This is a genomic window from Kribbella swartbergensis (genome assembly GCF_054784135.1).
The window spans coordinates 97984-124733 of the sequence record NZ_BAAGPM010000005.1 but is presented as its reverse complement, the minus strand read 5'-3'; the positions used below and the strand labels follow the sequence as shown (position 1 = coordinate 124733).

The window sequence follows — 26750 nt, the reverse complement described above, 5'->3', positions numbered from 1 at the left end:
GCTGGACGCTGTGACTGAGGTGTACTGCGGCCACTGCGGCCGGGAGCTGGCCGACGGCAGTCACGAGGACTGCCGTCGGGCCTTGACGCTGGAGCCGCCCCGCTACTGCGCCGACTGCCGGCGCCGGATGGTCGTGCAGGTCCATCCGATGGGTTGGTCAGCGCGCTGCTCCGTGCACGGCGAACTGTCGAGCTAGCGGACGGCGTCCGACGCGGCCACCACGTCGACCAGGCCGTGTCCCTTGTCGTACGACGTACTGCCGCCGCGCGGATCCGGTTGGTACGCGGCTCCGTCGGCGTACTGGTAGGCGGTCGAGACGAGGGCGTTCTCGATCTGGGCCGGGGTGGCGGACGGGTTCGCCTGGAACAACTGGGCGACGATGCCGGCGATGTGCGGCGCCGCCATCGACGTACCGCTGATGGTGTTGTAGTTGCCGCCGTCGAGCGGGGCCAGCCCGGTGCTGCAGATCGGCAGGTAGATCCGGCAGGACGACGTGATGTCCTCGCCCGGAGCGGAGATGTCCGGGTAGGTCGAGACGGTGCCGCTCTTGCCGCGCGACGAGAACTCGGAGACCTTGCCGTCCCGGGTTCCGGTGCCGAGGTCGTAGTACGACGCAACGGACAGGATGCCGCCGGTCGGGTCCTGGCCGGGTGGGTTGGTCAGCGACGTACTGCCGTCGCCCCCGTCGTTGCCTGCGGCCCAGACCGTGACGACACCTTCGGCCGCGAGGGCGCGCTGCAGTTTGACCGTGGCCGAGTTCGGGTCGAACGCGCCGCCGCCGGACGGGCCGTAGGAGTTGTTGGTGACCTTGATCGGCGGGCACGTACTGGCCGGGACGCCGGCGCCACAGGGTGCCGCGTGGTTCTCCAGGACCCAGTTGAGCGCGGCGTCCGCGCCGACGATGAGCAGAGCCGCGCCGGTCGAGATGGAGACCAGCGATGCGCCCGGGGCGGCGCCCTGCAGCCTGGTCCCGTCCGCGAGGGTGACCTTCCGTCCGGCGACGATGCCGTTGACGTGCGTGCCGTGGCCGCCGACGGACAGCAGGTCGGTGTCCAGGGAGCCGGCGTCGACCGGCAGGCAGAGTGTCTCGAGCAGTGGGTCGCAGACGATCTTCAGGTTCTTCACCACCGCCGAGGTGCCGTCGGGGTTCGTGAAGAACGGATGGGTCGGGTCGACGCCGCTGTCGATCACCGCGACGCTGACGCCGCGGCCGTCCAGTGGGTTGCCGTCCGCGCCGGTCCGGGTGGCCGCGGCCTCCGCACCGCGGGTGGCGAGATGCGAGGTGGACGTGTGCAGCCTGATCGGCTGGTTGCCCTCCAGGTAGGTGACACCGGGCTTGGTGCGGGCCGCGAGGATCTGCGACTTGGTGCCCTCGGCAACCACGACGCCGATCTTGTCGTACGACGTCAGGTGCCGCAGGCCACTCGCCGTGACGGCCTTCTTCGCCGCGGCGAGGTCGGTGCCGTGGACGAGGACCGTGGCCCGCTGCTGCAGCAGCGGCAGGGAGCCCAGCCGGTCGAGTTGCCGGCTGAGGTACGGCTGGATCGGGGCGGAAGTGGTCTGCTGGGCGTGGACCGGGGTCACGACGGTCGCGGCGAGCAAACAGGCCGCGGCGGTGGCGATGAGCGGTCTGGAGGTGCGCATGGTGTTCTCCTCACAGGGCGTGGACCGGCCAGTGCGCCGGGCGGGGCGCGGGGTTACGGGCCGGTAACAATGCTTTGCCCAATGTAAGGCGGCGACCACGGAATGAGAAGGGCCAACGAGAGGTGGGCCACATCGCGGCCACCCACACCTCCGCACTCCCGGACCAGCGATTACCGTGTGGTCCTCAGGACGGAGGCGGAGCGGTGTCACAGTCGGTCGGTGAGTGGCTGGAGCGGGACGCGGAGCGGCTCTGGCATCCGTATTCCTCGCTCAGCGACCCGTCGCCGGTCCGGCTGGTGCGCGGCGCAGAGGGCGTCCGGCTGCACCTCGACGACGGCGTGGGCGGCACGGTCGAGGCGATCGACGCGATGGCGTCCTGGTGGTGCATGATCCACGGCTACCGCCATCCGGTGCTGGATGCGGCCGTGAAGAGCCAGGTGGACGACTTCAGTCACGTGATGTTCGGCGGACTGACGCACGAGCCCGCGGTCCGGCTGGCCGAGCGGCTGGTCGAGATCACCCCGGACCCGCTCCGGCATGTGTTCTTCTGCGACTCCGGCTCGGTCTCGGTCGAGGTCGCGATCAAGCTCGCCCTGCAGTATCAAGTTGCCAGGGGCAACAATGGCCGGACCCGGATGCTGACCGTCCGCGGCGGGTACCACGGCGACACGTTCGCGCCGATGAGCGTGTGCGACCCGGTCAACGGGATGCACTCGCTGTTCACCGGCGCGCTGAAGGAGCAGGTGTTCGGCCCGCAGCCTCCTGCCGGGTTCGACCGCCCGGCCGACGATCCGGAGTTCCTGGCCTGGGCGGCGGCGCTGACCGGGATCGCCGAGCGGCACGCGGACGAGATCGCCGCGATCGTCGTCGAGCCGATCCTGCAGGGCGCCGGCGGGATGTATCCGTACAGCCCGGCCTGCCTGCGGGTTCTGCGCCACGTCGCAGACCGGCATGGCTTCCTGCTGATCCTGGACGAGATCGCCACCGGCTTCGGCCGCACCGGCACGCTGTTCGCCTCCGAGCACGCCGGAATCGACCCCGACATCCTCTGCATCGGCAAGGCCCTGACCGGCGGCTACCTCTCGATGGCCGCCACCCTGTGTACGACGGACGTCGCGCACACCGTCTCGAACGGTCCCGGCGGCGCGCTCATGCACGGCCCGACCTTCATGGCGAACCCGCTGGCCTGCGCGGTCGCACTCGCCTCGATCGACCTGCTGCTGTCGCAGGACTGGGCGCAACGGGTTGCGCGGATCGCCGAGGTCTTGTCGGCCGGCCTGGCCCCGGCGGCGTCACTGCCTGGGGTCAAGGACGTCCGCGTGATCGGTGCGGTCGGCGTCGTTCAACTGGGTGGCCCGGTGGACATGCAGCGGATGACGGACGCCGTACTGCGGCGCGGTGTGTGGGTCCGGCCGTTCCGCGATCTCGTCTACACGATGCCGCCGTACGTCTGCACCGACGACGAGATCGCGACAATCGCCGACGCGATCACCGGGGCTGTGCGGGAGGTCGGCTGATGCTCGAGGAGTGGCTCGCCCCGAAGGCTGCCGCGCTGGAGTCGCGTGGACTCACTCGCCGGCTCCGTGCGCGCTCGGCCGATGAGCGGCTGATCGACCTGGCCGGCAACGACTATCTCGGTCTGTCGTCCGATCCGCGCGTGATCGAGGCCGCGGCCGACGCCGCACGCGTATGGGGGACCGGTTCGACGGCCTCTCGCCTGGTGACCGGTACGACGGCTCTGCACGAGGAACTGGAGTCGGCGCTTGCTGCGTACACCGGGCAGGAGTCGGCGCTGGTATTCTCGTCCGGATATCTGGCGAACCTCGGTGTGGTGACTGCCCTCGGCGGTCCGGGAACGCTGATGGTGTCGGACGACCACGTTCATGCCTCGCTGGTCGATGCCTGCCGGTTGTCGCGGTCGCGGGTGGAAGTTGTCCCGCACAACGATGTCGAGGCGATCTCGAAGGCTCTTGCCGAGCGCAATGAACCGCATGCGGTGGTGCTGACCGAGTCGGTGTTCAGTGTGCTGAGCGACGCGGCGCCGTTGCAGGAATTGTCGGCGGCCGCACTCGAGCACAACGCCGTGCTGCTGGTGGACGAGGCGCATGGCCTTGGGGTCACCGGCGGTGGCCGGGGTTCGGTCGCCGCGGCCGGGCTTGCCGGGTTCGATCACGTGATCGTCACCATGACGTTGTCCAAGGCAATGGCTGCGCAAGGCGGCGTCGTCCTGGGTCCGGCGGTCCTCCGCGACCACCTGATCAACCGGTCGCGGCCGTTCATCTTCGACACCGGACTCAACCCGGCCGCGTGTGCTGCCGCGCTGGCTGCCCTCCAGGTTTTGCGGGACGAGCCCGAGCGGCCGGATGCCATTCACGCTGCGGCGGCCCGGCTTGCCTCGGCGTGCGGCGTCCCACCGTCGTCCGGTGCCGTCGTCTCGGTCCCGCTGCCCGGCCCCCGGGAGACCGTGCGCGCCGCAGAACTCTGCCTCGCCGGTGGCGTCCGGGTGGGCAGTTTCCGTCCGCCGTCCGTCCCCGACGGGATCAGCCGCTTGCGGCTGACGGCGAACGCCGGACTGAGCGCCGAGGACCTCGACCGGGCCTGCGCCGTCGTCGTCGACGCGATCGGGCAGGTCTCATGATCACCTTCGTCACCGGCACGGATACCGGTGTGGGCAAGACGATCGCCACCGCGGCTCTCGCCGTACGCGCGGCGGCCTGGGGTGAGGTCGCGGTGGTCAAGCCCGCGCAGACCGGTGTCGGGCCCGACGAGCCGGGCGACCTCGCCGAGGTCCGGCGCCTGACCGGCATCACCGATCTGCACGAAGGCGTTCGGCTGCGCGATCCGCTGGCCCCGACGACGGCGGCACGCCGCGAAGGTGTCCGGCTGCCGACGGCCGAGGATCACGCCAAATTCATCGAGAACCTCGCCACGACGCGGGACACCGTCCTGGTCGAAGGCGCCGGCGGGCTGCTGGTCGGGCTGGACTCGGAGGGCCGGGGACTGGCCGAGGTCGCCGCGCACCTGACGGTCCCGTTCGGGTTCGTGGTGGTGACGCGGTCCGGCCTGGGCACGCTCAACCACACCGGTCTCACCGTCGAGGCGCTGCGTCGGCGCGAGTTGCCGATCGAGGGCCTGATCATCGGGTCCTGGCCGGGCGACCCCGACCTGGCCGAGCAGTGCAACCTCGAGGACCTGCCCGCGGTCACCGGGGTCCCTGTGATCGGGCGCATCCCAGCCGGCGCCGGTCAGCTCGAAACCTTCGCCGACGATGCCTCGGGCTGGTTCGGGTGAGCGGTTGTCCCGCTCGGTACGACGAGGAACTCGGGTACTGGATTGTCGACGACCCGTCGCTGGCCCGTGAGGTGTTGCTGGATCCGGAGACGTTCCGGCCGGACAACGCCGTACTGGCCCACACGCCGTTGTCGGTGAAGGCGCTGCGGGTGTTGTCGTCGGCCGGGTTCGCGTTGCCGCCGACGCTGGCGAACAATGCGGGGGAGTCGCATCGGCCGATCCGTTCCGCGGTGGCGCGGTTCTTCAGTCCGGCGCGGGTCGCGGCGGTCGAGCCGTTGACCCGTTCGCTGACGGCCTCACGGGTTGCGAAGGCGATTTCCGCGCTGGCCGCAGGTGAGCAGGTCGACCTGGTGGAGGTGGTTGCGGCCGAGCCGCCGGCGCTCGTCGTACTCGACATGCTCGGTCTGCGGGATGTCGACGTACCGGCGTTGAAGGCGTGGAGCCGGGATTCGCTGGAGCTGTTCTGGGGTTGGCCGGATGAGGACCGGCAGCTGGAGCTCGCCCACAGTGCGGCCGAGTTCTACGACTGGCTTCGATCCCGTACGACGGCCGCCCGGAAGGGCTGCGATGACGACCTTTTCGGCGTGCTCGTCGGCCTCGGGCTCAGCGACGAGGAAGTGTGTGCTGTCGGGTACTTCCTGCTGATCGCCGGCCAGGAGACGACCACCCAGCTGATCTCGACCGCGTTCCACCGTTGTGTCGGACGGTCCTTCGAGCCTGTGGGAGTGGTCGAGGAGGTGTTGCGGGAAGCCTCCTCGGTGCCGACCTGGCGGCGGATCACCGCTGAGCCGGCCCGGCTCGGCGAGGTCCAGCTGCCGGCCGGGGCCCCGGTCCTGCTCGGCCTGACCGGCCACGGCGGTCCCGCCGACCTCGCCTTCGGCGTCGGGATCCACCGCTGCCTCGGCGCCGGCCTGGCCCGAATGGAAGCCCGGGTGGTCCTCGAGTGCGCCGACGAACTGCTGGCCGCCGTAGAGCTGGTGGAGGAGCCGCCGATGATCGAGCTGTTGTCCTTCCGGGCTCCGCGGCGGCTGCTGGTGACTTCGACTCGTAACGCGGGGTAACGCGATCGATAACTGAGAGCGATAGCGTGCGCGACGTGAGCTTCCCACCTCGCCGCCGGGTGCGGCTGTGGTTCGGCCGGCACGTGATCGCGGACTACATCGGCGACCCGGCCTCGGCCGACCGCCACGAGGCCGCGATGCGCCGCCGGTTCCCGGGCCTGGAGATCACCAACGAGCCGCTGCGGACCGCGGATTACAACCCCGCTGACCTGCACCGATAGGCTTTGCGGGTGAGCGAGCATGAGTTGGTTCTGGTCGTCGACTTCGGGGCGCAGTACGCGCAGCTGATCGCGCGCCGGGTCCGCGAGGCCAAGGTGTACTCCGAGATCGTGCCGCACTCGATGCCGGTCGAGCAGATGCTGGCCCGGAACCCGAAGGCGATCATCCTGTCCGGCGGCCCGCAGTCGGTGTACGCCGACGGCGCGCCGCGGGTCGAGTCGGGGCTGTTCGACGCCGGGGTGCCGGCGTTCGGGATCTGCTACGGGTTCCAGGCGATGGCGCAGACGCTCGGCGGCGAGGTCCGCCGGACCGGGCTGCGCGAGTTCGGCCGGACGCCGGTCACGGTCAGCTCCGCGGGCACGCTGCTGGCCGGGATCCCCGAGGACCTCAACGTGTGGATGTCCCACGGCGACGCCGTCCATTCGCCGCCCTCCGGTTTCGCCGTACTGGCCGCGTCCGACGGCGCGCCGGTCGCGGCGTTCGAGGACCTGGACCGGAGGCTCGCCGGTGTCCAGTGGCACCCGGAGGTCCTGCACTCGCAGGCCGGGCAGGCGGTGCTCGAGCACTTCCTCTACGACATCGCCGGCTGCCGGGGCGACTGGACCACCACGAACGTGGTGGAGGAGCAGGTCGAGCTGATCCGGCAGCAGGTCGGCGACAAGCAGGTGCTGTGCGCGCTGTCCGGCGGTGTCGACTCCGCCGTCGCGGCCGCCCTGGTGCACAAGGCGATCGGCGACCAGCTGACCTGTGTGTACGTCGACCACGGCCTGCAGCGGGCCGGGGAGTCCGAGCAGATCGAGAAGGACTTCGTGGCCGCGACCGGGATCCGGCTCGAGGTGGTCGACGCCGAGGAGCAGTTCCTCGGTGCGCTCGCCGGCGTGACCGACCCGGAGCAGAAGCGCAAGATCGTCGGCCGCGAGTTCATCCGGACCTTCGAGGCGACCGCGCGCAAGGTGGACGCCGAGCGGCACATCGAGTTCCTGGTCCAGGGCACCCTCTACCCGGACGTGGTCGAGTCCGGCGGTGGAGCCGGCGCGGCGAACATCAAGTCGCATCACAACGTCGGCGGCCTGCCCGACGACCTGCAGTTCAGCCTGATCGAGCCGCTGCGGACGCTGTTCAAGGACGAGGTCCGCGAGCTCGGCCTGGCCGTCGGTCTGCCCGAGACGATGGTCTACCGGCACCCGTTCCCGGGCCCGGGCCTGAGCATCCGGATCATCGGCGAGGTGACACGCGAGCGGCTGGACATCCTGCGGGCCGCGGACCTGATCGCCCGCACCGAGCTGACCGCCGCCGGCCTCGACCGCGACATCTGGCAGTTCCCGGTGGTCCTGCTCGCCGACGTCCGCTCGGTCGGCGTCCAGGGCGACGGCCGCACCTACGGCCACCCCGTCGTGCTGCGCCCGGTCACCAGCGAGGACGCCATGACCGCCGACTGGGCCCGCCTCCCGTACGACGTCCTCGAGCGCATCTCCACCCGCATCACCAACGAGGTCGACGAGATCAACCGCGTCACCCTCGACATCACCAGCAAACCCCCGGGCACCATCGAGTGGGAGTGATGTCTCGCCCCGTCCGACAGTCCTACTGGCGCGATGACCGAAGGGGTGGGAGACCCGCGGCTGGTCGCCGAGGGTGAAGTGAGTATGGCCCGGCTGGCGCTGGACGACGCCGAGATCCGGCACGCGGCAGAGCACGTGGCGAACGCGTTGGCGGCGGATCCGACCTTGCCGGACGCGCACGCCGTTCTGACGACGCTGCTGGGTCATCCCGAGGGCGGCGTCGAGTTGTGGCCACTCGACGGCGAGGTGTACATCGGCACCGTGGTGGCCCGGGCTCACGCGGCGGCGTTCGGGGGAAACTATGCGGACGCGCTGAGCCTGATCGTCTCCGCGCAGCGGTACGAGCCGGCCGCTCCATGGGCCGACGTCGCCTGGGTGCTGGATCCCGCGATGCCGGCGAAGCTGACGCCGGACGAGCTGATCAGCGTGTTCGCGGGACTCTTCCCGGTCATGCCGGAGCCGTTCCCGGAGGAGCTTCGGCCGGCCTTCTCGCCGTACCTCGCGCTGGCTCGGCACGGCACGGCCGCACACGGCAACTCCGCTGCTGTGTGGTGGGCGGCGTCCATCCTGGTCCGGCGACTTGGCCTGCTGGACGAGGCGGCCGACTATGCGGCTCGCTCCGAGCACTTCGAGCCCACCGACCGCGCCGCGATCGCGCTGGGGTACGCGCTACGTGAGCAGGGGCGGACGGACGACGCCCTGGCGGCGCTGGAGCGTGCGTTGAGGTATCGCCCGGACAATCTGGCGGTCCATGCCGATGTCGCCGCGATGCTGGGGGATGCCGGCCTCCTCCGAAGCGGCGCGGCCTGTTCCGTCGGCGCTAGCTGTCGCTGAGTCGGGCCTCCAAGGTGGCGGCTTCTTGGGTGCTGCCTTGGGTGCGGAGGCGGTCTGCGAGGAGGTAGCCGGCGCGGTACCAGATGTCGTGGCCCGTGGGGAGGGAGGTGAAGAGCTGCTCGGCCAGCTTCTCGTCGGTGGTGCCGTGTTCGGCGATCAGCAGGCGGGCGTTGGCGTGCTGGTGCTCGTAGCCGCCGCGTTCGTAGTGCTCGGCTGCCTGAGTTGCGTGCTGTACGGCGGTGGCGGTCTCACCCTGCTGAAGAGCGATCATGGCGAGATCCCAGTGCACGCCGGCGGTCTGGAACAGCACACGCTCGTCGGCTGACGGCAGCGACTCCAGGAGCGGCCCTGCGGTGTCGATCAGCTCAGTCGCGCGGCCGAAGTCACCGGTGTAGCGAGCCGACTGAGCGGCCAGGCGAAGGGCCTGCACCTGCTCGACCGGCTGCTCAGCGGTCCCGTAGTACGACGCTGCTTGCAGGAACGCGTCGACTGCTTCCTGGTCCCGGTCCAGCTGCTCCAGCAACAGGCCTTCGTCCTGCCGGATCATCGCCAGCCAGTGGGGATGTGCCTCGGCCGGTGCGGCCGCCAGTACTTCGCGAACCTTCGTCAGGGCGGACTCCAGCTCACCCAGAGCGCGGTAGGCGTCGATGAGCACACCGCGTACGTCGGCCAGTGGGTCTGCCAACTCCGGATCGCCGGCCAGCGCGGGCAGGGCCTCCTCACCCGTCTCCGCCGCCTCGAGCGGACGGCCGGTCAGCAGGTAGGCCCGGGCCAGTTCGAGCTGGCAGAGCGCCACATGCACTCCGAGACCAGGTGTCCCCGCTGACAGTGCGACAGCCTCGGTCAGGTCCTCCGCCGCCTCCGCCGGACGGTCCAGCTCCAGCCGGATCCGTCCACGCTGCCGGTACGCGAAGGACCGTGCCAGGTCGCTCGCCGTACACATGCCGACCGTGGCGGCCTCCTCGGCCTCCTCCATCCGGCCGAGCTGTGCCAGCAGGTTGCACTGCAGGATCGCGCTGCTCGCCTTGAGTTCGTTGTCGACGTCCGGATGCCGCCGTACCTCGGCCAGTTCCCGTACGGCGTCCTCGTAGCGGCCGGCGTGGGCGTACATCTGTGCCAGCGAGTCCTGCCAGCCGGCGCGACGGTGTGGTTCGTCGTTCTCGATCAGCCGGCGCAACGGCTCTTCACCGGTCGCCAGGCCCTCTTCCACTTCGCCCTGGGAGCACAGCATCCGGCCGATGCGACCACGGTCCCGCAGGACCCGTACCTCGTCGCCGAGCTCGGCGTACAGCGTCAACGCCTCCCGCCACGCCTCCAGCGCGACCTCGGGCTGGTCCTGCGCCACCAGACCGCGTCCGTCCAGCACACGCGCCCGGTCCAGGGCAGTCCACTCGCTCTCCGGCACCTCCTGCTCGAACGCCTGCCAGGCGGCGATCGCCTCGTCCGCACGCCCGCGCTGCCAGCACTCCTCGGCCCGGTCCAGCCAGCCGCGTCCCTTCGGCGACGGCCCTGGGTCCGCGACCTGGGGCTCCTCGACCGGGGTGCGCTTGCGGAGCTGCGCTCGCCGCGCGGTCTCCGACAGCGGCAGGTATTCCACCCACGGCTCGGCAGTCAGGGTCGCCCGGATCTCGTCGCTGCGATGCGTCGTCCCGTTGCGGGCGTCGAACTGCGCCGCCAGCTCCAGCGCACGCTCGGCCAATTGTTCGGCGAAATCTCCGGCCGCAACGGCATCCGCCTGCGGCCGGCGGATCATCAGCCCACCGTCGACCCTGCTCAACGCCAGCGACGACGCGGCCGCGAACACCATCTCGGCGAACGGCGACGGCGGATCGGCCAGCTCGTTCAGGTGCCGTTCGATCAGCTCGACGGCCTTGAGTTCGTTGCCGGTCCGGGCCAGGAACAGCACGTGATCCGCGTGCTCACTGAGTTCACCGACCCGTCCGCGCAGGATCCGGTACCCCTTCCGGTGCGCGTCGACCGCCTCGGAATACATGCCTTCGGCAACATACGCCGGAAGCAACGCGGTCAGCATCTGCTGCGGCTGTTCGTCGCAGGTGAGCTGCCCGTCCAGGACGTTCACGGCCAGCGCCACGGCGTCCGCCGTACGACCGACGCTGGTCAGGTGGTGGACCTTCGACGTGGGGTCGCAGCCGACACAGTCCGACAGGTCGTCGCGCGGCGCGGTCGACCAGAGCCGGAACTGCTCGGTCGCCGTGTCCGCGTCACCGATGTGGTGCGCGACCAGCCAGCGGTGCTGATGGACGGCGTGCAGGCTGTGACCGCTGAGCCGCCACCGCCGCTCCATGTCGTCCAGTACGGCGTACGTCCGGTCCAGCGGCACCTCCGGGAACTTGGTCAGCGTGCTCGGCGCGTACTTGAAGCACCAGTGGAACAGGTGCGAGTACTCCTGATACTTCGCCGGGTCCGCGTCCCAGTCCGCCACACACCGTGCGAACGGCACCAGCGACTTCCGCGGCTCACCGCCCATCACGTACGCCGTGACGAGCGCCAGCCGACTGTAGAACGCCAGCTCGTCCGCTCCGTCCGCGTCAGCCCGCCGTACGACGTCCTCCAGCAGAGCGGACCGTGCTTTCCCGTACGGCGTGCTCTCGGCGCGCTGAAGCCGGTCGATCAGGTCCTGGTTCATCGGGTCGGGTCCTCCTGCGTGGGGACGGCCTGATCGAGCAGGCCGAGGAACGAGCGGTTCACCAGCGCGGAGTCGGCCGGGCTGATCGGGTGGTAGCCGAGCATCAACGCGTGCCCGTACAACCCTTCTACGGCGAGTTGTGCCAGCTCCCGGTCGCCCAGCGACGCCATCCGACGTACGAGCGGGCTGCGGTGGTTCAGGACGAGCTGCGGGCGGCTGTCGTCGTGGGTGTCGAGCGCACCGAGCACCTCCGACCAGAGTGCGTCCGCACGGTCCTTGGTGGCTCTGAGCTCACTGGCGAACTGCGCAGACCTGTCGACGAGGTAGAGCGCCGGCAGACTGGCGGGCTCGAACGCACGAACCACTACCTCGCAGCCGACCGAGTCCAGCGCGTCCTGAGCCAGCTGGAGGAACGGGCGGAGCTGCAGCTCGGTGTCCGGGTCGAGAGTGTCGAAGCTGGTGCTGAGCTCTGTCGGGTCGAAGCGAGTCGTGACAAGTCCGGGCACGACCTCGGGGAGCCTCTCGAGCAGCTCGCTGTCGTACGTGTAGCCGCCGTTCACCACGGTGATCTGCTGCGCGGCGGCGACCGCGGCCAGCTGGCGGAACTCCTCGATCGTGGCGACGTACCGGATCTCCCCGGCGCGCTCCTGCAACTCGGCGGCCGTCATCCGGCCGTGGTTGGTCTCGAACCGCAGCCAGCGGTGGACGAGGCGCAGCATCTCGTCGTCGTGCAGGGCGAGAGCCTTCACACCGAGCTGATGAATGCCGAGGAACCGGTCCAGTTTGGCAGGATCGGTGCTCCCCAGCCGGACCAGCCAGCCCCGCAACTGCGCACCGAGCGCTTCCCTGGTGGCCTCGAGGTTCCCGTCGTCGAACAGCGCCTCACGGCTCGCCGTCGGCCGCAGTTCGGAGGTGTCGATCACCGCTCGGACGAAGAACGCCCAGTCGGGCAACAACCCTTCGACGTTCTCCGCGAGCAGCATCCGCTTCAGGTACACGCGGTGGGTTGCACGTTCGGCCGGGTTGGCCGCGAACGGCAGGACGAAGGCGACACCCGTGAGACCGGCGGCCGGATTGTTCAGGTGGATCACGTCCAAGGGCGTGAACCCGAGCTTGTCCTGGGCGTAGCCGACCAGGTCGGCGAGCCCGGCCCCCTCCCAGGGTGCCTTCCCGTCCGTGATCTGCTCGCCGTCGACGCGGATGTCGATCGGCAGCAGGGCGCCGAAGAGCCGGATCAGTTCGACGACCGTGGCCTTCTTGTACCACTGCTCCGCACCACGCCGGGCCTTGAGCGTGACCGTCGTACCGGTCTCGGCGCGGTCGGCGGTCTCCCCGATCGTGTACCGGCCGTCCGCCGTACCGATCCAGTGTGTGGCCGGGCCACCGGCCGGCTGGGTGACGACCTCGATCTCGTCGGCGACCATGAACGCGGACAGCAGACCGATGCCGAACTGGCCGAGGAACTCGGTGCGGGCGAAGCCGATCTCGTCCCGCTTCGAACTGCTCCCGATCGTCGCCAGCAACTCGCGGACCTCGTCCGGCCGCAGTCCGATGCCGGTGTCGCTGATGCTCAGCACGTCGTCCGCCGTGCGTACGTCGATCCGCCGCGGCGCCTCGGGATCCCCGGCCTGCCGGGCGGTGATCGCGTCGACCGCGTTCTGCAGCAACTCCCGCAGGTACACCCGCGGACTGCTGTACAGGTGGTTGCTCAGCAGGTCGACGATTCCCTGCAGATCGACCTGGAAGTTCTCACTCACCCCGGCAACCTACGCCATCGGAGTGTCGGATCGAGGCGTCGCTACGGGCGGCGTCTACCGGGTTACCGCCTGGGCCTGGATGCCGTCCAGAAGGCGGTCGAGGCCGTAGCGGTACGCGTCCGTGGCGGCCTCGCGGACGGTGTCCTGATAGCCGTTGGCGTGCCAGATCGCCGTCATCGCGGGATGTCTTTCGACGTCGAAGTACGTCTCCCAGAGATCGTTGCGATCGTGCCACCACACCTCATGGCTTTGCCCGGTGTCGCGCTCGACCAGGAGACTCTCTGCCTCCTGTCCTGCGGCGGAGTCGACGTACGTCGTGATGGCGAGAGCTGCTGTGTTCGTGTCGCGGGGGCTCAGGTTGAGGGGGAGGAGTGTGGAGAGCAGGTACTCGCGGCCGGCCAGCATTCCGGGGCCGACCGGCGGACGGACGGTGGACACCCGCGCCAACCAGGGGTGGCGCTGGAACATCGCTCGGGTCTGTTCGGAGTACAGCTCGATCTGCTCACGCCAGTCGGCCGGCCTCGGTTCGCCTGGGCCGGGTAGCTGCCGCTCTGCCAGGACCTCGTCGACCATGAGGTCCAGCAGTTCCTCCTTGGACGGGACGTACGTGTAGAGGGTCATGGTGCCCACACCCAGTACCTTCGCCACTCCACCCATCGAGGCCGCTTCGAGCCCGCGTTCGTCGGCCAACTGGATGCCCGCGCGCACCACGCCGTCCACGTCCAGTGAGGGTCGTCTGCCCGCAGTACGCCGTACCTCGCCTGCCGGCTGCTTGTTGCGCCAGAGCAGCGCGAGAGTGCGCTCCGGCTGACCTCCACCGCTGTGCCGCACTGTCACAGTGCACAGCGTCCCATGCGTCAACGGAAGGCGTCGGCGTTGGCTATCGCCCACTCGCGATACGTCGTGCCGGGCCGACCGGTGAGCTCGGGCACTGTCGGCTCGGGGGTCATCGGGTGCTCGGCCATCATCCGGAAACCGTCGAGGAGCCACTGAGCGGTCTCCGCGCCCACGATCGGGGTCCAGAGCGCCAGGTACTCCTCTGGTGACTGCTCCTCGAACTTCACCTCCCGCCCGATCGCCTGGCCGATGATTTCGACCTGCTGCGGCGCGGTCAAACCCTCCGGTCCGCTCATGGTGAGCTTCCGGCCCGTGTAGGTCTCGTCGAGGATCGCGACACGAGCCACCGCGGCGATGTCGGCGAGGTCGATCGGCGTCTGGACGGCCGCGGGGTAGGGCGCGCGGACGACGTTCTCCGCCTTGATCGACGGCGCCCAGTCCAGGGTGTTGTTCATGAACTGACCCGGTCGCAGGTGCGTCCACTCGAAGCCGGCCTGCTCGATCGCCCACTCGATCTTGTAGTAGTGCCAGTCGGCCGGATCGCCCTGCGCCTCGTACTCCGCCGGTTCACCGGAGAGTACGACGACCCGCCGTACGCCGGCCTCCTGCGCGCACGTCACGAAGTCGTCGACGTACGCCGGGAGTGGTGCGAGGTGGACCGTGTCGATGTCGCGCAGTGCGGCGGGGAGTGTCTCGGGTTTGCCGAGGTAGCCCTTCGCGACCTCGACGGAGTCGGGAAGCGCGGCCTTCTTCGGGTTCGTGGTGAGCGCGCGGACCGGTGCGCCGGCCGCCACGAGCTCGTCGACGAGCAGCCGGCCGACGCTGCCGGTCGCGCCTGTCACGAGGATCGTCATCGCGGTGCCTCCCTAGGTCGGTGATTCTCGTAGGGTATACGGAAATTGAAGCAGGGTCGACTTGAAGATCCGGCGAACATGTGTTCGACTGTGATGTATGAGATGGGCCGGTCAGCAGGTCGACGCGGAGACTCCGGGCACGTTGCCGGGGCTGGGGTCGATCGCGGGCCTGGTCCGGTCTGTGACGACACCGGAGTTCCGCGGGATCACCTTCCACGAGGTGCTCGCCCGGTCGGCGCTGAACTCGGTGCCGGGGACGTCACTGCCGTTCAACTGGACCATCAATCCGTACCGCGGCTGCACGCACGCCTGCCGGTACTGCTTCGCCCGGCCGACGCACAGCTATCTCGAGCTCGACCAGGGGGCCGACTTCGATCAGCAGATCGTGGTGAAGACGAACGTGGTCGACGTCCTGCGTCGCGAGCTGGCCCGGCCGTCCTGGCGTGGTGAACAGGTTGCCTTGGGCACCAACACGGATCCGTACCAGCGGGCCGAGGGGCGGTATCGGCTGATGCCGGGGATCATCGAGGTCCTGGCCGGCTCGGGTACGCCGTTGTCGGTGTTGACCAAGGGGACGCTGCTGCGGCGCGACCTGGACCTGCTCGTGGCGGCGTCCTCCGAGGTTTCGGTCGGTATCGGCGTCTCACTCGCACTGGCCGACGAGGAGCTCCGGAAACTGGTCGAGCCTGGTGTGCCCTCGGTGCGCGGCCGGCTCGACCTGATTCGCGCCGTCCGGGAGGCTGGGCTGCCGTGCGGGGTCATGGTCGCGCCGGTCCTGCCGTGGCTCACGGATTCGCCCGAGCAGTTGGACCACCTCCTCGGCCAGCTTGCCGAAGCCGGTGCCACTGGCGTCACCACTCTGGTGCTGCATCTGAGGCCCGGGGTCAAGGAGTGGTTCATGGCGTGGCTCGCCCAGGAGCGCCCAGACCTGGTAGCCCGCTACGAGTCCCTCTATGCCCACGGTGTCAACGCCGGACCCAGCTACCAGAACGCCTTCGCGGAGAAGGTCCGGCCGCTGCTCGACAAACACGGCTTCGGCCGCGGATCACATCACCGCTCGGATCCCCTCGGCTCGGAATCCACCAACCCCCGCGTCCGCACACCCCGCCACCGCAACCCGGTCCGGCACCCCCGCGGCACCCGTCGGCCGGCCCCCATTCCTCACGCCACCCCGGACATCAACCAACAGACCCTGTTCTGAGTTGCGGGGCGGCTTGCTGCGTCGGTGGGCTGGTCATCGACTGGTGGCGAGGGCGGTGTGGTCCGGCAGTTGAAGGGCGCCGAGCGCCTTGCCCAGGCCGTTTCGGGACCAGGCCAGCTTCTGCACCGAGGCCGGCAGCTTGACCAGGGCCGCCGTTGCCCAGGGAGTCAGTCGTACCGCGATCCGGCTCGCCGGAATCACCGACCGCATCGTCTTCACCGCGGCGGCACGGCTGAGCTCGACGTACCGGCTGATTCGTTGCTCGTAGTTGCGCAACCCGGCCGGTAGATCGTCTCGGGCGGACGCGAGCTCGCCCGCCAGCACGTACGCCGTGACCGCGGCCAGGCTCGTCCCGCCGCCGATGGCCGGTCCGGGGCTGAATCCAGCGTCCCCGACGAGTCCCACCCGCCCTCGCTGCCAGCTGTCCAAGGTGATCTGGCTGATCGAGTCGAAGTAGAAGTCGTCAGCCTGCGCCAGGTGCTCCAGCAGCAGCGGGACCTGCCAGCCGTAGTCGCGGAATTCGGCCTCGAGGATCCGTCGCTGCTGCTCCTGATCGCGATGGTCGAACGCCAACTCCCCGGATCTGCGGAACAGGAAGGCCGCCCGAGCCTGGCCGGTCTGGTGAACGCCGTAGGTGCTGACGATCCGGTCGACGTCGAGATGGACGAGCATCCGGTTGCCCAGGTCGAACAGATCGGGCAGCGAGTACACCGCGAGATAACCACCGAGCGGCCGGCGCAGTCCCTCCTCCGGGCCGAAGACGAGTCGGCGAACCGTCGAGTGCAAACCGTCGGCGCCGATCACCAGGTCGAACCGGCGCGGCGCCGCGTGGTCGAAGGTCACGTCGACGCCGGAGCCGTCGTCATGCACGGAGGCGATCGAGTCGCCGAACAGGTACTCGACGTCCGCGCGGGTCGCGTCGTACAGGATCTTGGTCAGTTCGCCGCGGAGGATCTCGACGTGCTGGTCCGAGATGCCGGCGCTCAGCCGGTCGACGTTCACCTCGACCGGGCGCCCGCCATGGCGCTCCAGCGTCATGATCGAGGTCCGGGTCCGTGCCTCGTGAACCTGCGTCCACACGCCCATCCGCCGCACGACCTCGACACCTGAGCCGAACAGGTCGACGGCGTGTCCGCCGAGGCCGTGGCGCAGCGCGGGCGTGCGTTCGACGACCGTGGGTTCGAAGCCGAACCTGCGCAGCCAGTACGCGAGCACCGGGCCGGCCACACTCGCACCCGAGATCAGCACCCTTGCCACGACGGAACTCCTTCCGTTTGTTTACTTAACGGAAGGTAAACAAACGGGGCTTGTCTTGTCAATGCCTTACTTAACGGGCGGTCAGTAAACTCGGCGGCATGCCGAGAGTGCGCAGCGCCGACACCAGGGAGCGGATCCAGCAGGCCGCGCTGGAGTTGTTCAGCGCGAAGGGGCTGCGGCACACCAGCCTGAAGGACATCGCGGACCGGCTGGGGATGACCAAGCCGGCGCTCTACTACCACTTCAGTTCGCGCGACGACCTGGTCAGCAGCCTGGCGAAACCGCTGATCGACGATTTCGACGCGTACGTCGAGCGGGTCGAAGCCGATCCGCCGGCCGACCGCCGTGAGCTGCTCGGGTCGTTCTTCGACCTCACCTACCGCCATCGCGGGCTGCTGCTGCTCGCGATCCGCGATCTGTCCGTGCTGCAGGAGATGCATCTGACCGACCATGTCGCGGGCTGGCGCCGGCGGATCATCGCCCTGCTCATCGGGGAATCACCCTCGCTGGCCGACCAGGTGCGCGGCATGGTCGCGATCGGTGGGCTGTCCGACTGTGCGGTCGCGTTCGAGGGCGTCGATGTCGACGAGCTGCGAGCCGCGGCGGTCGACGCCGCGTACGACACCCTGCGGAGCTCGTAGCTATCTCCGGTGTGCAACCGAAGACCGCGGCGGAGCCCAGGTCGGTTACGGCAGGGTGAGGATCTGGGGGCCGTCTTCGGTGACGGCGACGGTGTGTTCGGCGTGGGCGCCTCGGGAGTGGTCGGCGGAGCGGAGGGTCCAGCCGTCGTCGTCGATCACGTAGGTGGTGTTGGGACTGTTCCAGAACCACGGTTCGATGGCGAAGACGTGCCCGGGGCGGAGTACGAGCCCGCGGCCGGGGCGGCCGCCGTTGGGGAGGTGGGGATCCTCGTGCATGCGCCGGCCGATGCCGTGGCCGCCGAAGTCGAGGTTCGTGCCGAGCCCGGCCGACTTGCCGATGCGGCCGATCGCGGCGCCGATGTCGCCGAGCCGGTTGCCGGGGACGGCCGCGGCGATCCCAGCCGCCAGTGCCTGCTCGGTGGTGGCGATCAACTCGAGATCCTCGGCGTGCGGCGTACCGACGCAGAAGCTGATCGCGGAGTCGGCGCACCAGCCGTCGACGGACGCACCGCAGTCGACGCTCAGCAGGTCGCCGTCCCGCAGTTCGAGATCTCCGGGCAGGCCGTGCAGTACGGCGTCGTTCACCGACGTACAAATCACCCCGCTGAACGGGCTGGTCGCGAACGACGGCTGGTACCCCTCGAACAGTGAGACCGCGCCGAACGAGCGCAGTACGTCGCGCGCCACCTCGTCGAGTTCACGCAGCGACATCCCGGGCGCGGCTTGCTTCTTCACCGCGGCCAGGGCGGTGGCGACGGCCCGCCCGGCCTCGCGCATCCGCTCGATCTCCGCCGGAGTCTTCAACTCGACCATGCCCGCTCCTCGACCTCCGCAGTACCCGGATAACTATACCGGTACTATTATCACGGTCGTCGATTGGTCCCCGGACGATCCGGCCACTCAGGACGACTTCCCCCTGATTGCGAACCAAACCGTCCATGGCGGCGTCTTCCAGGCGACAAAGCTTGGGGGACCACACAATGGCGGTACGACGACGAGCCGTGCTGGGGGCGATGCTCGCCGGAGCAGGATCACTCGCCACCACCGGGTGCCTCGCGGATACAGCCGCGGATACGGGCTCTGACCAGGCCGACAAGCCGAGCGCACCTGGGCGCAAAGCCCCGGAAAACAAGAACCGGCCCGACCGCATCACGCTGGTGGCAACCGGCGACGTACTCCTGCACGAACGGCTCTGGACCACCGCGAAGCGAGACGGCCGCAACGGGGACTGGGATTTCGCGCCGGTGATGAGCGGCGTGAAGCCACTCGTCGAGGGCGCCGACCTCGCGGTGTGCCACCTCGAGACGCCGCTGGCTCCACTCGGCGGTCCGTACCGCGGCTACCCGCTGTTCCAGGGGCCGCCGCAGATCGCCGCCGCGCTCAAGCAGACCGGGTACGACGTCTGCACGACAGCAAGCAACCACAGCTTCGACAGCGGCGCGGCCGGCGTCGACCGTACTCTCACGATGCTCGAGCGCGCCGGACTCCGGCACGCAGGCACTGCCCGGACACCGGACGAGGCCGCGACTCCCACGATCGTCGACGTTCGCGGCGTGAAGATCGCGATCCTCAGCTACACCTACGGCTTCAACGGCCTGCCGTATCCGAACGGTGATACCTGGCGCGCCGGCGAGATCGCCGTACCGGCGATCAAGGCGATGGCGAAGAAGGCTCGGGACCGCGGCGCCGAGATCGTGGTCGTCAGCTGCCACTGGGGCACCGAGTACTCCAGCAGAATCAACGACCAGCAGCGTGTGGTCGCTCCGCAACTGCTTGCCGACAGCAACATCGATCTGGTGCTCGGGCATCACGCCCACGTCGTCCAGCCGATGCAGCAACTCGGCGGCAAATGGGTCGCGTACGGCCTCGGCAACCTGATCGCGGCCCATCGCGAACCTGCCTCCACCAAGGCCGAGGGCCTCCTGGTTCGCTTCACCTTCGAGAGATCAGGCGACCGGTGGACCACTTCGACCGCCGAGTACGCCCCGCTCCTCATGACGGATGCGTTGCCCGTTCGCGTTCTCGACGTACGGCGTGAACTCGCCAAGCCAGGCCTGGCGGCTGCCCGGCGTGCCCGGCTGGAACGAGCCGAACGCCGTACGACGGCGACCGTGACCTCCCTGGGAGCCGCACCGAAAGCCCTGGAGAAAATGCTTTGAGGGCGTGCGCCGCGGCGGTCTATGGTCGGGCGCATGAGTACGTACTTCGTGATGGTCCGCCGTGCCCGCCTCCGGGCAGGCGAGGGGTGCCTGGGGATGGCATCCGCTCGATAGTCGTTGGGCCCAACGGGTCGTGGACGCCGCCGGGATCGAACCCGGTGAACTCGTCCTCGACGTCGGAGCCGGACTCGGTGCGCTGACCGCGCCACTGGTCCGGGCCGGAGCCCAGGTGGTCGCCGTCGAGCTCCACCCTGGTCGTGCCGACCGGTTGCGTCGGCGGTTCGCGGACGCGCCGGTGACGGTGGTCCGTGCCGATGCGGCCGATCTGCGGTTGCCGTCGCGACCGTTCCGGGTGGTGTCGAGTCCGCCGTACAACATCTCCACCGCTTTGCTGAAACGCCTGCTGTCACCGGGTTCCCGCCTGGTGTCGGCGGATCTGGTGTTGCAGCGGGCGGTGGCGAACCGGTGGGCTCGCGGTGACGCGCCAGGCGCCAACCGGTGGTTCCACCACTACGACCTGTCGATCGGTCTTCGCCTTCCCCGTAAGGCTTTCACCCCACCGCCCCATGTCGATTCAGCCGTCCTGGTACTGCGGAAACGCCGTACCCGAGCCTAGAAAGAACAGAGCCCCCGCCAAGCAAGGGCGGGGGCTCTGTGCTGTCGGTCAGCCGTGCCAGGAGGCCCAGAGAGAGGCGTACGAGCCTTGGCGAGCGACCAGCTCGTCGTGACTGCCCAGCTCGCTGATGCGGCCGTCCTCCACCACCGCGACCCGGTCGGCGTCGTGGGCGGTGTAGAGGCGGTGTGCGATCGCGATCACCGTCCGGCCTTCCAGTACGGCGGCCAGCGAACGCTCCATGTGTCGCGCCGCTCGCGGGTCGATCAAGGACGTCGCCTCGTCCAGCACCAGCGTGTGCGGGTCGGCCAGCACGAGCCGGGCGAGCGCCAACTGCTGCGCCTGCGCCGGCGACAACGCGAGCTGTCCAGATCCGACCCGCGTGTCCAGGCCGTCCGGCAACGCCTCGGCCCACTCGCGAGCATCCACCGCCGCGAGCGCGTCGAGCAGGTCCTCGTCGGAGGCGTCCGGCCGAGCCATCGACAGGTTGTCCCGCAGGGTGCCGACGAACACGTGGTGCTCCTGCGTCACCAGCGCGACCTGCCGACGCAGCTCGTCCAGCGGCAGCTCGGTCATCCCCACACCGCCGACCGTCACCGAACCTGTTCGGGGCGGGTGGATGCCCGCAACCAGCCGGCCCAGTGTCGACTTGCCGGCGCCAGACGGGCCGACCATCGCGATCCGCTCACCCGGCTGGATGGTCAGGTCCACGCCATGCAGGACGTCGCGGCCGTCGACGTACGAGAACCGCACGTCCCGCGCCTCGACCAGCTCACCCTCGGGCGATCGCCCGGACGGCGTCCGGTCGTCGTGAACGTCGCTGATGCCGAGCAACCGCGCGAACGCGGCACCACCGGACTGCAACTCGTCCAGCCAGGAGAGCAACCGGTCGACCGGGTCGATCAGCTGGTTGACGTACAGCACGGCTGCAGTGACCGCGCCGAGCGTGACCTGGTTGTTCAGGTGCAGCCAGCCGCCGAACAGCAGCGTCCCCACGACCGGAACGAGATAGCTGACCTCGGCCACCGGGAAGTACATGGTCCGCAGGAACAGTGTGTACCGCTCGGCGTTGTAGGAGCCGCGGATGTCGTCGTCGGTCCGGCGGACGCGTTCCTCGTACCGCCGCAAGGCCTCGACCGTCCGGGCGCCCTCGACCGTTTCGGCCAGCGAACTGGTCATCTGCGCGTACGCCGCGTTCTCGCGGAGGTACCCGTCCTTCGCGCGACGCAGATACCACTTCGTGCTGAGCCAGAGCATCGGCGCCATCGCGAGCAGGGGCACCAGCACCCAGACCCCGACCAGCAGCGTGGCGCCGACGGTGAACAGCACGGTGACGGACGCGATGATCGTCTCCGGTACGGCGAACCGGACCGTGCGCGACAAGGTGTCGACGTCACGAGAGGTGCGAGACAGCAGGTCACCGGTGCCGGCCCGCTCCACCGTGCCGATCGGCAGCGCGAGGGCGTTGTCGACGAAGTCCTCCCGCAACTCGGCCAGCACCTGCTCGCCGAGAGCGAACGACTTGAACCGGGCCCACCGGGTCAGCAGCGACTGCGCCACGATGAACACCGCGATCACCAGGATCACCTGGTTGACCTTGGCCGCGGTCGTGCCGCGCTGGACGTCCTCGACCAGCTCACCGATCAGCCGCGGCGCGGCCAGCCCGGTGATCGCGGCCAGGCCGTGCAGCAGCAACGCGAGCAGCAGCGTCCGCGGATGCCGCCGGGCCAGCCGGCGCGCGTGCCGACGGATCTCGGTGGGGCCCGCGACGGGCAGGATCTGCCTCATGTGAGCACCTCCTCCTCTTCCGTCTGGCGGGTGACCGTCCTTCGGTAACGCGGCTCGGTCTCGAGCAGCGCGCGGTGCTTGCCGGTGGCAACCACTCGGCCGGCGGCGAGGAAGACGACCTCGTCGACGCGGTCGAGCAGCAACGGGCTCGCGGTCAGTACGACGGTGGTGCGGCCGGCCCGGTGAGCGCGCAGCCGGTCCGCGATCCGCGCCTCGGTGTGCGCGTCGACCGCGGAGGTCGGCTCGACCATGATCAGCACGGCCGGGCCGGCGAGCAGCGCGCGGACCAGCACCAGCCGCTGCCGCTGACCACCGGAGAACGACCGGCCCTTCTCCTCGACCTCGGAGTCGAGACCGTCCGGCAGGGCGACGAGTACGTCCTCGGCGGACGCCGTACGCATCGCTGCCATCACTTCGTCGTCGGTGCGGCGGTTGTCCGGGTCGAGCTCCTGGCGCAACGTGCCGGTGAACAGCTGGGCGCCGGTGTCGCTCACCAGGATGCGCTGACGCACGTCCTCGCGAGTAGCGCTGGCCAGAGTCACTCCGCCGTACCGCACCTCGCTGGTGTCGCCGTACCGGCCCAGGCGGTCGGCAAGCTCGTTGTAGCTGTCCGCCTCCGCGGAGACGATCGCGGTGAGCTGACCGTCGCGGGCTCGGATGCCGGAGACCGGGTCGACCAGGTCACCGCGGTCCGGCAACCGCACCGGCTCCGCCGGGTCGGTGATCTCGGGCTGCAGCGACAGCACGCGGACGACCCGGCGCGCCGCGACCAGACCGCGCATCAACTGGTTGGCGAACTCGGTGGCCGTCCGCAGGGGCAGGACCAGGAACATCGCGTAGCCGTAGAACGCGACGAGCGAACCGGCGCTCAGCTCACCGCGCAGCGCGAAGTGCGCGCCGATGCCGACGACCAGCACGACGAAGACACCAGGCAGCAGCACCTGGGCGGCGTCGAGCACGGACTGGATCCGCGCAACCCGCACACCGGCCTGCCGGACCTGCTGCGACTCGGTGCGGTACCGACGGGAGAAGGACTCCTCACCGCCGATGCCGCGCAGCACCCGCAGACCGGCCACGATGTCGGAGCCGAGCGAGTTCAGCTCGCCGACTGCCTCGCGTTGCGCGAACTGCCGCCGGTGCAGCGGCCGCAGCATCGGGCCGAGGCAGAACAGCATCACCGGGACGCCGATCAGCACCACCAGGCCGAGCGTCGTCGAGGTGGAGAGCAGGATCGCGGCGACCACGACGAACGCGACGATCGCGCCGATGAACCGGGCCGAGATCTCCATCAGGTTGCCGATGTAGGCCAGGTCGCCGGCACCGATGCTGACCACCTCGCCGGTCGCCAGGTTCTTCGGCAGCGTCGCACCGAGGTCGGCCGACTTCCGGGTCACCACCTGCACCGTGCGGTACGCCGCGCTCAGCCAGTTCGTCACCGCGAACCGGTGCCGCATGATGCCGGCCAGCGCCTGCACCACCCCGACCGCGAACAGCACTGCCGTCCACCGCAACAGCCGCTCGCCGTCGCGGGCCGCGATGCCCTCGTCGATCGCCGTACCGAGAATGGCCGGGATGAACGCCTGCGACGCCATCCACAGGATGCCGAACGCCATCCCGCCGGCGAGCGTGCGCCACTGACCGCGCGCGACCCAGAGCAGGTAACGCGCCGGGGAGCGGTGATCGGGAACGCCGGGATCGGCGAGCGGGAGCTGTTTCATGACCTGTTCAGGCTAGGTGCGGCCACCGACAGTCCGCATGCGATTTAATCGCGTCTGGCCCGGCCGCGGTCGCGGCCCCGCCGGTGACGCCGCGTGCCCGGCCGGTGTCCGCCCGCACATCAAGAGAGCTTCACCTTGCGTTGGGCAACGAGTTCCCGGTGCGCCATGTCGGCCGCCTGTCCTGGAACCATGCTGGTGATAGCGCATCGGGGAGCGAGTGGCTACCGCCCGGAACACACGGCGGCGGCGTACCGCCTGGCCGCCGAGCAGGGCGCCGACTACCTGGAACCGGACCTGGTCGCCACCCTCGACGGCGTCCTGGTCTGCCGGCACGAGAACGAGATCTCCGGTACGACGGACGTCGCCGACCACCCGGTGTTCGCGGACCGGAGGATGACCAAGATCGTCGACGGGACCGCGGTGACCGGCTGGTTCGTCGAAGACTTCACGTACGCCGAGCTGCGGTCGCTGCGGGCGCGGGAACGGATGCCCGGGCTCCGGGCCGGCAACACGGCGTACGACGGCCTGGAGACGATTCCCACCTTCGACGAGGTGGTGGCACTGGCCCGGCAGGAGTCACAGCGGCTCGGCCGGCCGATCGGCGTCCTGCCGGAGATCAAGCACCCGGCGTACTTCCGGCGGCTCGGACTGCCGCTGGAGGAGTTGCTGACCGAGCGGATCCTGACCCTCGGGCTGCGCGGCGACGAGATCATGGTGCAGTCGTTCGAGCCGACCAGCCTGCGCCGGCTGTCGGTGATGACGCGCGTGCCGCTGGTGCAACTGGTGGACGCGGAGAGCGCGCCGAACGACTTCCTCCGGACCGGCGACGGGCGCACCTTCGCGGACCTGATCGAGCCGGCCGGCCTGCGCGAGATCTCGACGTACGCCCAGGTGCTGGCGCCGCACAAGGACCTGGTCATCCCACGCCGGTCCGACGGCTGCCTGGGGGAGCCGACCCGCCTGGTCGACCAGGCCCACCGCGCCGGCCTCGCCGTCCAGGTCTGGACCTTCCGTGCCGAGCGCCGCTTCCTCCCCATCGGCACCGACTTCCAGACCGAACTCCGCCGCTTCACCACCCTGGGCATCCAAGGCCTCTTCACCGACCACCCCGACCAGGCCGCACTCGCAGTACGCCAGACCGCCCTCCACGTCTAAAGCTCGGCGCGCAACTCCGCCAACACCTTGTCCGCAACAGGTGCGAGCTCGCGGTCGATCGCTCGGTTCTCGTCGAGCCCGAGTACGACCTGCGCACCGGTGCTGGGCCTGGTCCGGATGAGCTTCGTCCGCAGATACGTCGGGGGATGAGTGGCGTCCGTCCGCGTCTCGCGCTCCCGGCTCGCTCTGACGTGACGCTCGATCTCCCGCTTCGGCACCTCGTTCACAGCCCGCCGGACCGCCTCCAACGGTTCGATCTCGCTCCCGAAGCGCAATGCCCGCTCCATGGCCCGGTACGCCGTTTCGCCCAGCAAGAGCCGTTCCAGCGCGTGCGCAGTCGCCTCCGACCCGGCGACCTCAGCCGCCTTCCTGTCAGCCAGATACTCAGCCCGCTGACTGCTCCGCAGGAACGCACGGTCCAGCAACCAGCCGTAACCACGCACCAGCGCGCCCACAGTGGCATTGACCGTGCGCGTGATCAGGCCGACGTACGCACTGGTGGTCTCGTTGTAGGGATCGATGTCTCGCCGGTACAGATCCAGCGGTTGCGACGAGAACGTCGTTCGCAGTTCGTGCAGGATCGACTCGGCTGCTCCGATCACCCAGCCGTGCTCGGCATCGCCGTTCCGGCCATGCCCGAGCTCATGCGCCAGGATCGCGACCCGCTCCTGCGGGCTCAGGCCGGTCCACAGGGGCAGGCCGATGCAGACGACTGGGCGAAACCGCCAGCCGATCCTGCTGAACCACAGGTTCGGCTCGACGTCCACGACGACGGCTGCGACCTTCTGCGTGCCGACTGCCTCGGCGATGCGGTCCAGTACGCCGTACAGCGTTGGAGCTTGGTCGCGGGAGACCAGTTCAGCGTCGGACGGGAGTTTGTTGGCTCGGGGGCGAAAGACGAGGGCCAGGCAGAAGGTCAGCAGCGCCAGGATGGCGCTGAACCAGAGCGGCCGGTAGAAGAGGAGCAGCGCGATGGTGCAGGCCAGAGCCAGCAGAGGAAGAAGGAGTAGCAGCAGCGAGAGCAGGTAGGCGGCGACGCGGGCGGCGTCCCAGCTGGGGCGGTGGATGGTGCCTTTTTCCAGTTCGCGGTAGAGGGCGTCGGCGAGCTTGTGCTCGAGCCGGAGGCGCCAGGGCGGCGTGTGGTCGAGGGGCGGGGCCGGGTCGACGTTCCAGTCGCACCGGTCGCACCAGGTGACATACCGCCGTTCAACTCTGATCTGGTGCCCGCACTGGGGGCAGCGGACCACTTCCTCGGCACTCTGCACGCGAGAAGTGTGGCAGCCCGGGAGCAGGGTGACTGTCTGGTGTGTCGAGCGGAATTTGACTGGATGTAACGCTCCGTGTGCGTCTCGCGATGAACATTTGTCGGCCTTGCATCTGTGCGGCATCAGACGCATCGCCGGCGCCGACCTGAGTAACAGGGTGAATCGCGATTCGGTCATGTGACCGAATGGGGGGCAAGGCTTCATGACATACCGTTTCAATCCGCCACCGAACTGGCCGGCGCCACCC

23 protein-coding genes are annotated in these 26750 nt (G+C 69.5%); 13 read left to right on the top strand and 10 right to left on the bottom strand.

What is annotated here, in order from left to right:
* The first annotated feature begins 10 nt into the window (after positions 1-10).
* Positions 11-196 carry a biotin synthase auxiliary protein BsaP gene (gene bsaP, locus ACYVOK_RS01115; protein WP_460660310.1) on the top strand — a complete coding sequence of 62 codons (186 nt, stop codon included), beginning with the start codon at positions 11-13 and terminating at the stop codon, positions 194-196.
* On the opposite strand, the gene ACYVOK_RS01110 is transcribed toward bsaP, so the two are convergent.
* Positions 193-1644, bottom strand: coding sequence for a S8 family peptidase (locus ACYVOK_RS01110; protein WP_460660309.1), 1452 nt, complete (start codon positions 1642-1644; stop codon positions 193-195). The two genes, bsaP and ACYVOK_RS01110, sit on opposite strands and share 4 nt — an antisense overlap.
* 203 nt (positions 1645-1847) lie before the next feature.
* On the opposite strand from ACYVOK_RS01110, the gene ACYVOK_RS01105 reads away from it, so the two are divergent.
* From ACYVOK_RS01105 to ACYVOK_RS01075, 7 genes are read left to right on the top strand one after another with little or no spacing between them, the layout of a single operon-like run.
* Positions 1848-3161 (top strand): adenosylmethionine--8-amino-7-oxononanoate transaminase, encoded by a 1314-nt coding sequence (locus ACYVOK_RS01105; RefSeq protein WP_460660308.1) that lies wholly within the window; start codon positions 1848-1850, stop codon positions 3159-3161.
* Positions 3161-4282: an 8-amino-7-oxononanoate synthase gene (locus ACYVOK_RS01100; protein ID WP_460660307.1), complete on the top strand. Its 1122-nt coding sequence runs from the start codon at positions 3161-3163 to the stop codon at positions 4280-4282. The genes ACYVOK_RS01105 and ACYVOK_RS01100 overlap by 1 nt, the downstream gene beginning before the upstream one ends.
* Positions 4279-4935, top strand: coding sequence for a dethiobiotin synthase (bioD, locus tag ACYVOK_RS01095; RefSeq protein ID WP_460660306.1), 657 nt, complete (start codon positions 4279-4281; stop codon positions 4933-4935). Before ACYVOK_RS01100 ends, bioD begins: the two co-directional genes overlap by 4 nt.
* Positions 4932-5996 (top strand): cytochrome P450 family protein, encoded by a 1065-nt coding sequence (locus tag ACYVOK_RS01090; RefSeq protein ID WP_460660305.1) that lies wholly within the window; start codon positions 4932-4934, stop codon positions 5994-5996. The genes bioD and ACYVOK_RS01090 overlap by 4 nt, the downstream gene beginning before the upstream one ends.
* Before the next feature lie 35 nt (positions 5997-6031).
* Positions 6032-6217, top strand: a complete 186-nt coding sequence (locus ACYVOK_RS01085; RefSeq protein ID WP_460660304.1) for a hypothetical protein — start codon at positions 6032-6034, stop codon at positions 6215-6217.
* Between the two features lie 9 nt (positions 6218-6226).
* Complete coding sequence (gene guaA, locus ACYVOK_RS01080) at positions 6227-7777, top strand: glutamine-hydrolyzing GMP synthase (protein ID WP_460660303.1); 1551 nt, start codon at positions 6227-6229, stop codon at positions 7775-7777.
* Positions 7778-7810: 33 nt separating this feature from the next.
* Positions 7811-8611, top strand: a complete 801-nt coding sequence (locus ACYVOK_RS01075; RefSeq protein ID WP_460660302.1) for a tetratricopeptide repeat protein — start codon at positions 7811-7813, stop codon at positions 8609-8611.
* Here the strand turns inward: ACYVOK_RS01075 and ACYVOK_RS01070 are convergent.
* Genes ACYVOK_RS01070 through ACYVOK_RS01055 form a run of 4 tightly spaced genes read right to left on the bottom strand, consistent with a single transcriptional unit; the run spans position 8598 to position 14706 of the window.
* Positions 8598-11258, bottom strand: a complete 2661-nt coding sequence (locus ACYVOK_RS01070) for a tetratricopeptide repeat protein (RefSeq protein WP_460660301.1) — start codon at positions 11256-11258, stop codon at positions 8598-8600. The two genes, ACYVOK_RS01075 and ACYVOK_RS01070, sit on opposite strands and share 14 nt — an antisense overlap.
* Positions 11255-13015, bottom strand: a complete 1761-nt coding sequence (locus tag ACYVOK_RS01065; RefSeq protein ID WP_460660300.1) for an HSP90 family protein — start codon at positions 13013-13015, stop codon at positions 11255-11257. Before ACYVOK_RS01065 ends, ACYVOK_RS01070 begins: the two co-directional genes overlap by 4 nt.
* 54 nt (positions 13016-13069) lie before the next feature.
* On the bottom strand, positions 13070-13852 hold the full coding sequence (locus ACYVOK_RS01060; protein ID WP_460660299.1) for a TetR/AcrR family transcriptional regulator: 783 nt from the start codon (positions 13850-13852) through the stop codon (positions 13070-13072).
* A gap of 20 nt (positions 13853-13872) precedes the next feature.
* Positions 13873-14706, bottom strand: coding sequence for an NmrA family NAD(P)-binding protein (locus ACYVOK_RS01055; RefSeq protein ID WP_460660298.1), 834 nt, complete (start codon positions 14704-14706; stop codon positions 13873-13875).
* A gap of 97 nt (positions 14707-14803) precedes the next feature.
* Here ACYVOK_RS01055 and ACYVOK_RS01050 point away from each other — a divergent pair, with 97 nt between their 5' ends.
* On the top strand, positions 14804-15907 hold the full coding sequence (locus tag ACYVOK_RS01050; protein WP_460660297.1) for an Rv2578c family radical SAM protein: 1104 nt from the start codon (positions 14804-14806) through the stop codon (positions 15905-15907).
* 33 nt (positions 15908-15940) lie between these two features.
* Here ACYVOK_RS01050 and ACYVOK_RS01045 read toward each other — a convergent pair whose 3' ends face one another.
* Entirely contained in the window at positions 15941-17164 is a 1224-nt protein-coding gene (locus ACYVOK_RS01045; RefSeq protein WP_460660296.1) for an FAD-dependent monooxygenase, read from the bottom strand.
* Positions 17165-17262: 98 nt separating this feature from the next.
* Here ACYVOK_RS01045 and ACYVOK_RS01040 point away from each other — a divergent pair, with 98 nt between their 5' ends.
* Entirely contained in the window at positions 17263-17805 is a 543-nt protein-coding gene (locus ACYVOK_RS01040) for a TetR/AcrR family transcriptional regulator (protein WP_460660295.1), read from the top strand.
* 45 nt (positions 17806-17850) lie between these two features.
* Here the strand turns inward: ACYVOK_RS01040 and map are convergent, their stop codons facing one another.
* Positions 17851-18618: a type I methionyl aminopeptidase gene (gene map, locus ACYVOK_RS01035; RefSeq protein WP_460660294.1), complete on the bottom strand. Its 768-nt coding sequence runs from the start codon at positions 18616-18618 to the stop codon at positions 17851-17853.
* A 167-nt stretch (positions 18619-18785) separates the two neighbouring features.
* Here map and ACYVOK_RS01030 point away from each other — a divergent pair, with 167 nt between their 5' ends.
* Together ACYVOK_RS01030 and ACYVOK_RS01025 are read left to right on the top strand one after the other, a co-directional pair.
* The gene (locus tag ACYVOK_RS01030; protein ID WP_460660293.1) at positions 18786-19964 is read left to right on the top strand and encodes a CapA family protein; all 1179 of its coding nucleotides are present in this window, start codon (positions 18786-18788) and stop codon (positions 19962-19964) included.
* Positions 19965-20025: 61 nt separating this feature from the next.
* Positions 20026-20580: an rRNA adenine N(6)-methyltransferase family protein gene (locus tag ACYVOK_RS01025; protein ID WP_460660292.1), complete on the top strand. Its 555-nt coding sequence runs from the start codon at positions 20026-20028 to the stop codon at positions 20578-20580.
* A gap of 48 nt (positions 20581-20628) precedes the next feature.
* Here ACYVOK_RS01025 and ACYVOK_RS01020 read toward each other — a convergent pair whose 3' ends face one another.
* Entirely contained in the window at positions 20629-22365 is a 1737-nt protein-coding gene (locus tag ACYVOK_RS01020; protein WP_460660291.1) for an ABC transporter ATP-binding protein, read from the bottom strand.
* Positions 22362-24083 (bottom strand): ABC transporter ATP-binding protein, encoded by a 1722-nt coding sequence (locus ACYVOK_RS01015; RefSeq protein WP_460660290.1) that lies wholly within the window; start codon positions 24081-24083, stop codon positions 22362-22364. The genes ACYVOK_RS01020 and ACYVOK_RS01015 overlap by 4 nt, the downstream gene beginning before the upstream one ends.
* A 189-nt stretch (positions 24084-24272) precedes the next feature.
* Here ACYVOK_RS01015 and ACYVOK_RS01010 point away from each other — a divergent pair, with 189 nt between their 5' ends.
* Positions 24273-25238, top strand: a complete 966-nt coding sequence (locus ACYVOK_RS01010) for a glycerophosphodiester phosphodiesterase (protein WP_460660289.1) — start codon at positions 24273-24275, stop codon at positions 25236-25238.
* Here ACYVOK_RS01010 and ACYVOK_RS01005 read toward each other — a convergent pair.
* Entirely contained in the window at positions 25235-26503 is a 1269-nt protein-coding gene (locus tag ACYVOK_RS01005; RefSeq protein ID WP_460660288.1) for a M48 family metalloprotease, read from the bottom strand. The genes ACYVOK_RS01010 and ACYVOK_RS01005 overlap by 4 nt on opposite strands.
* Positions 26504-26750: the final 247 nt, after the last annotated feature.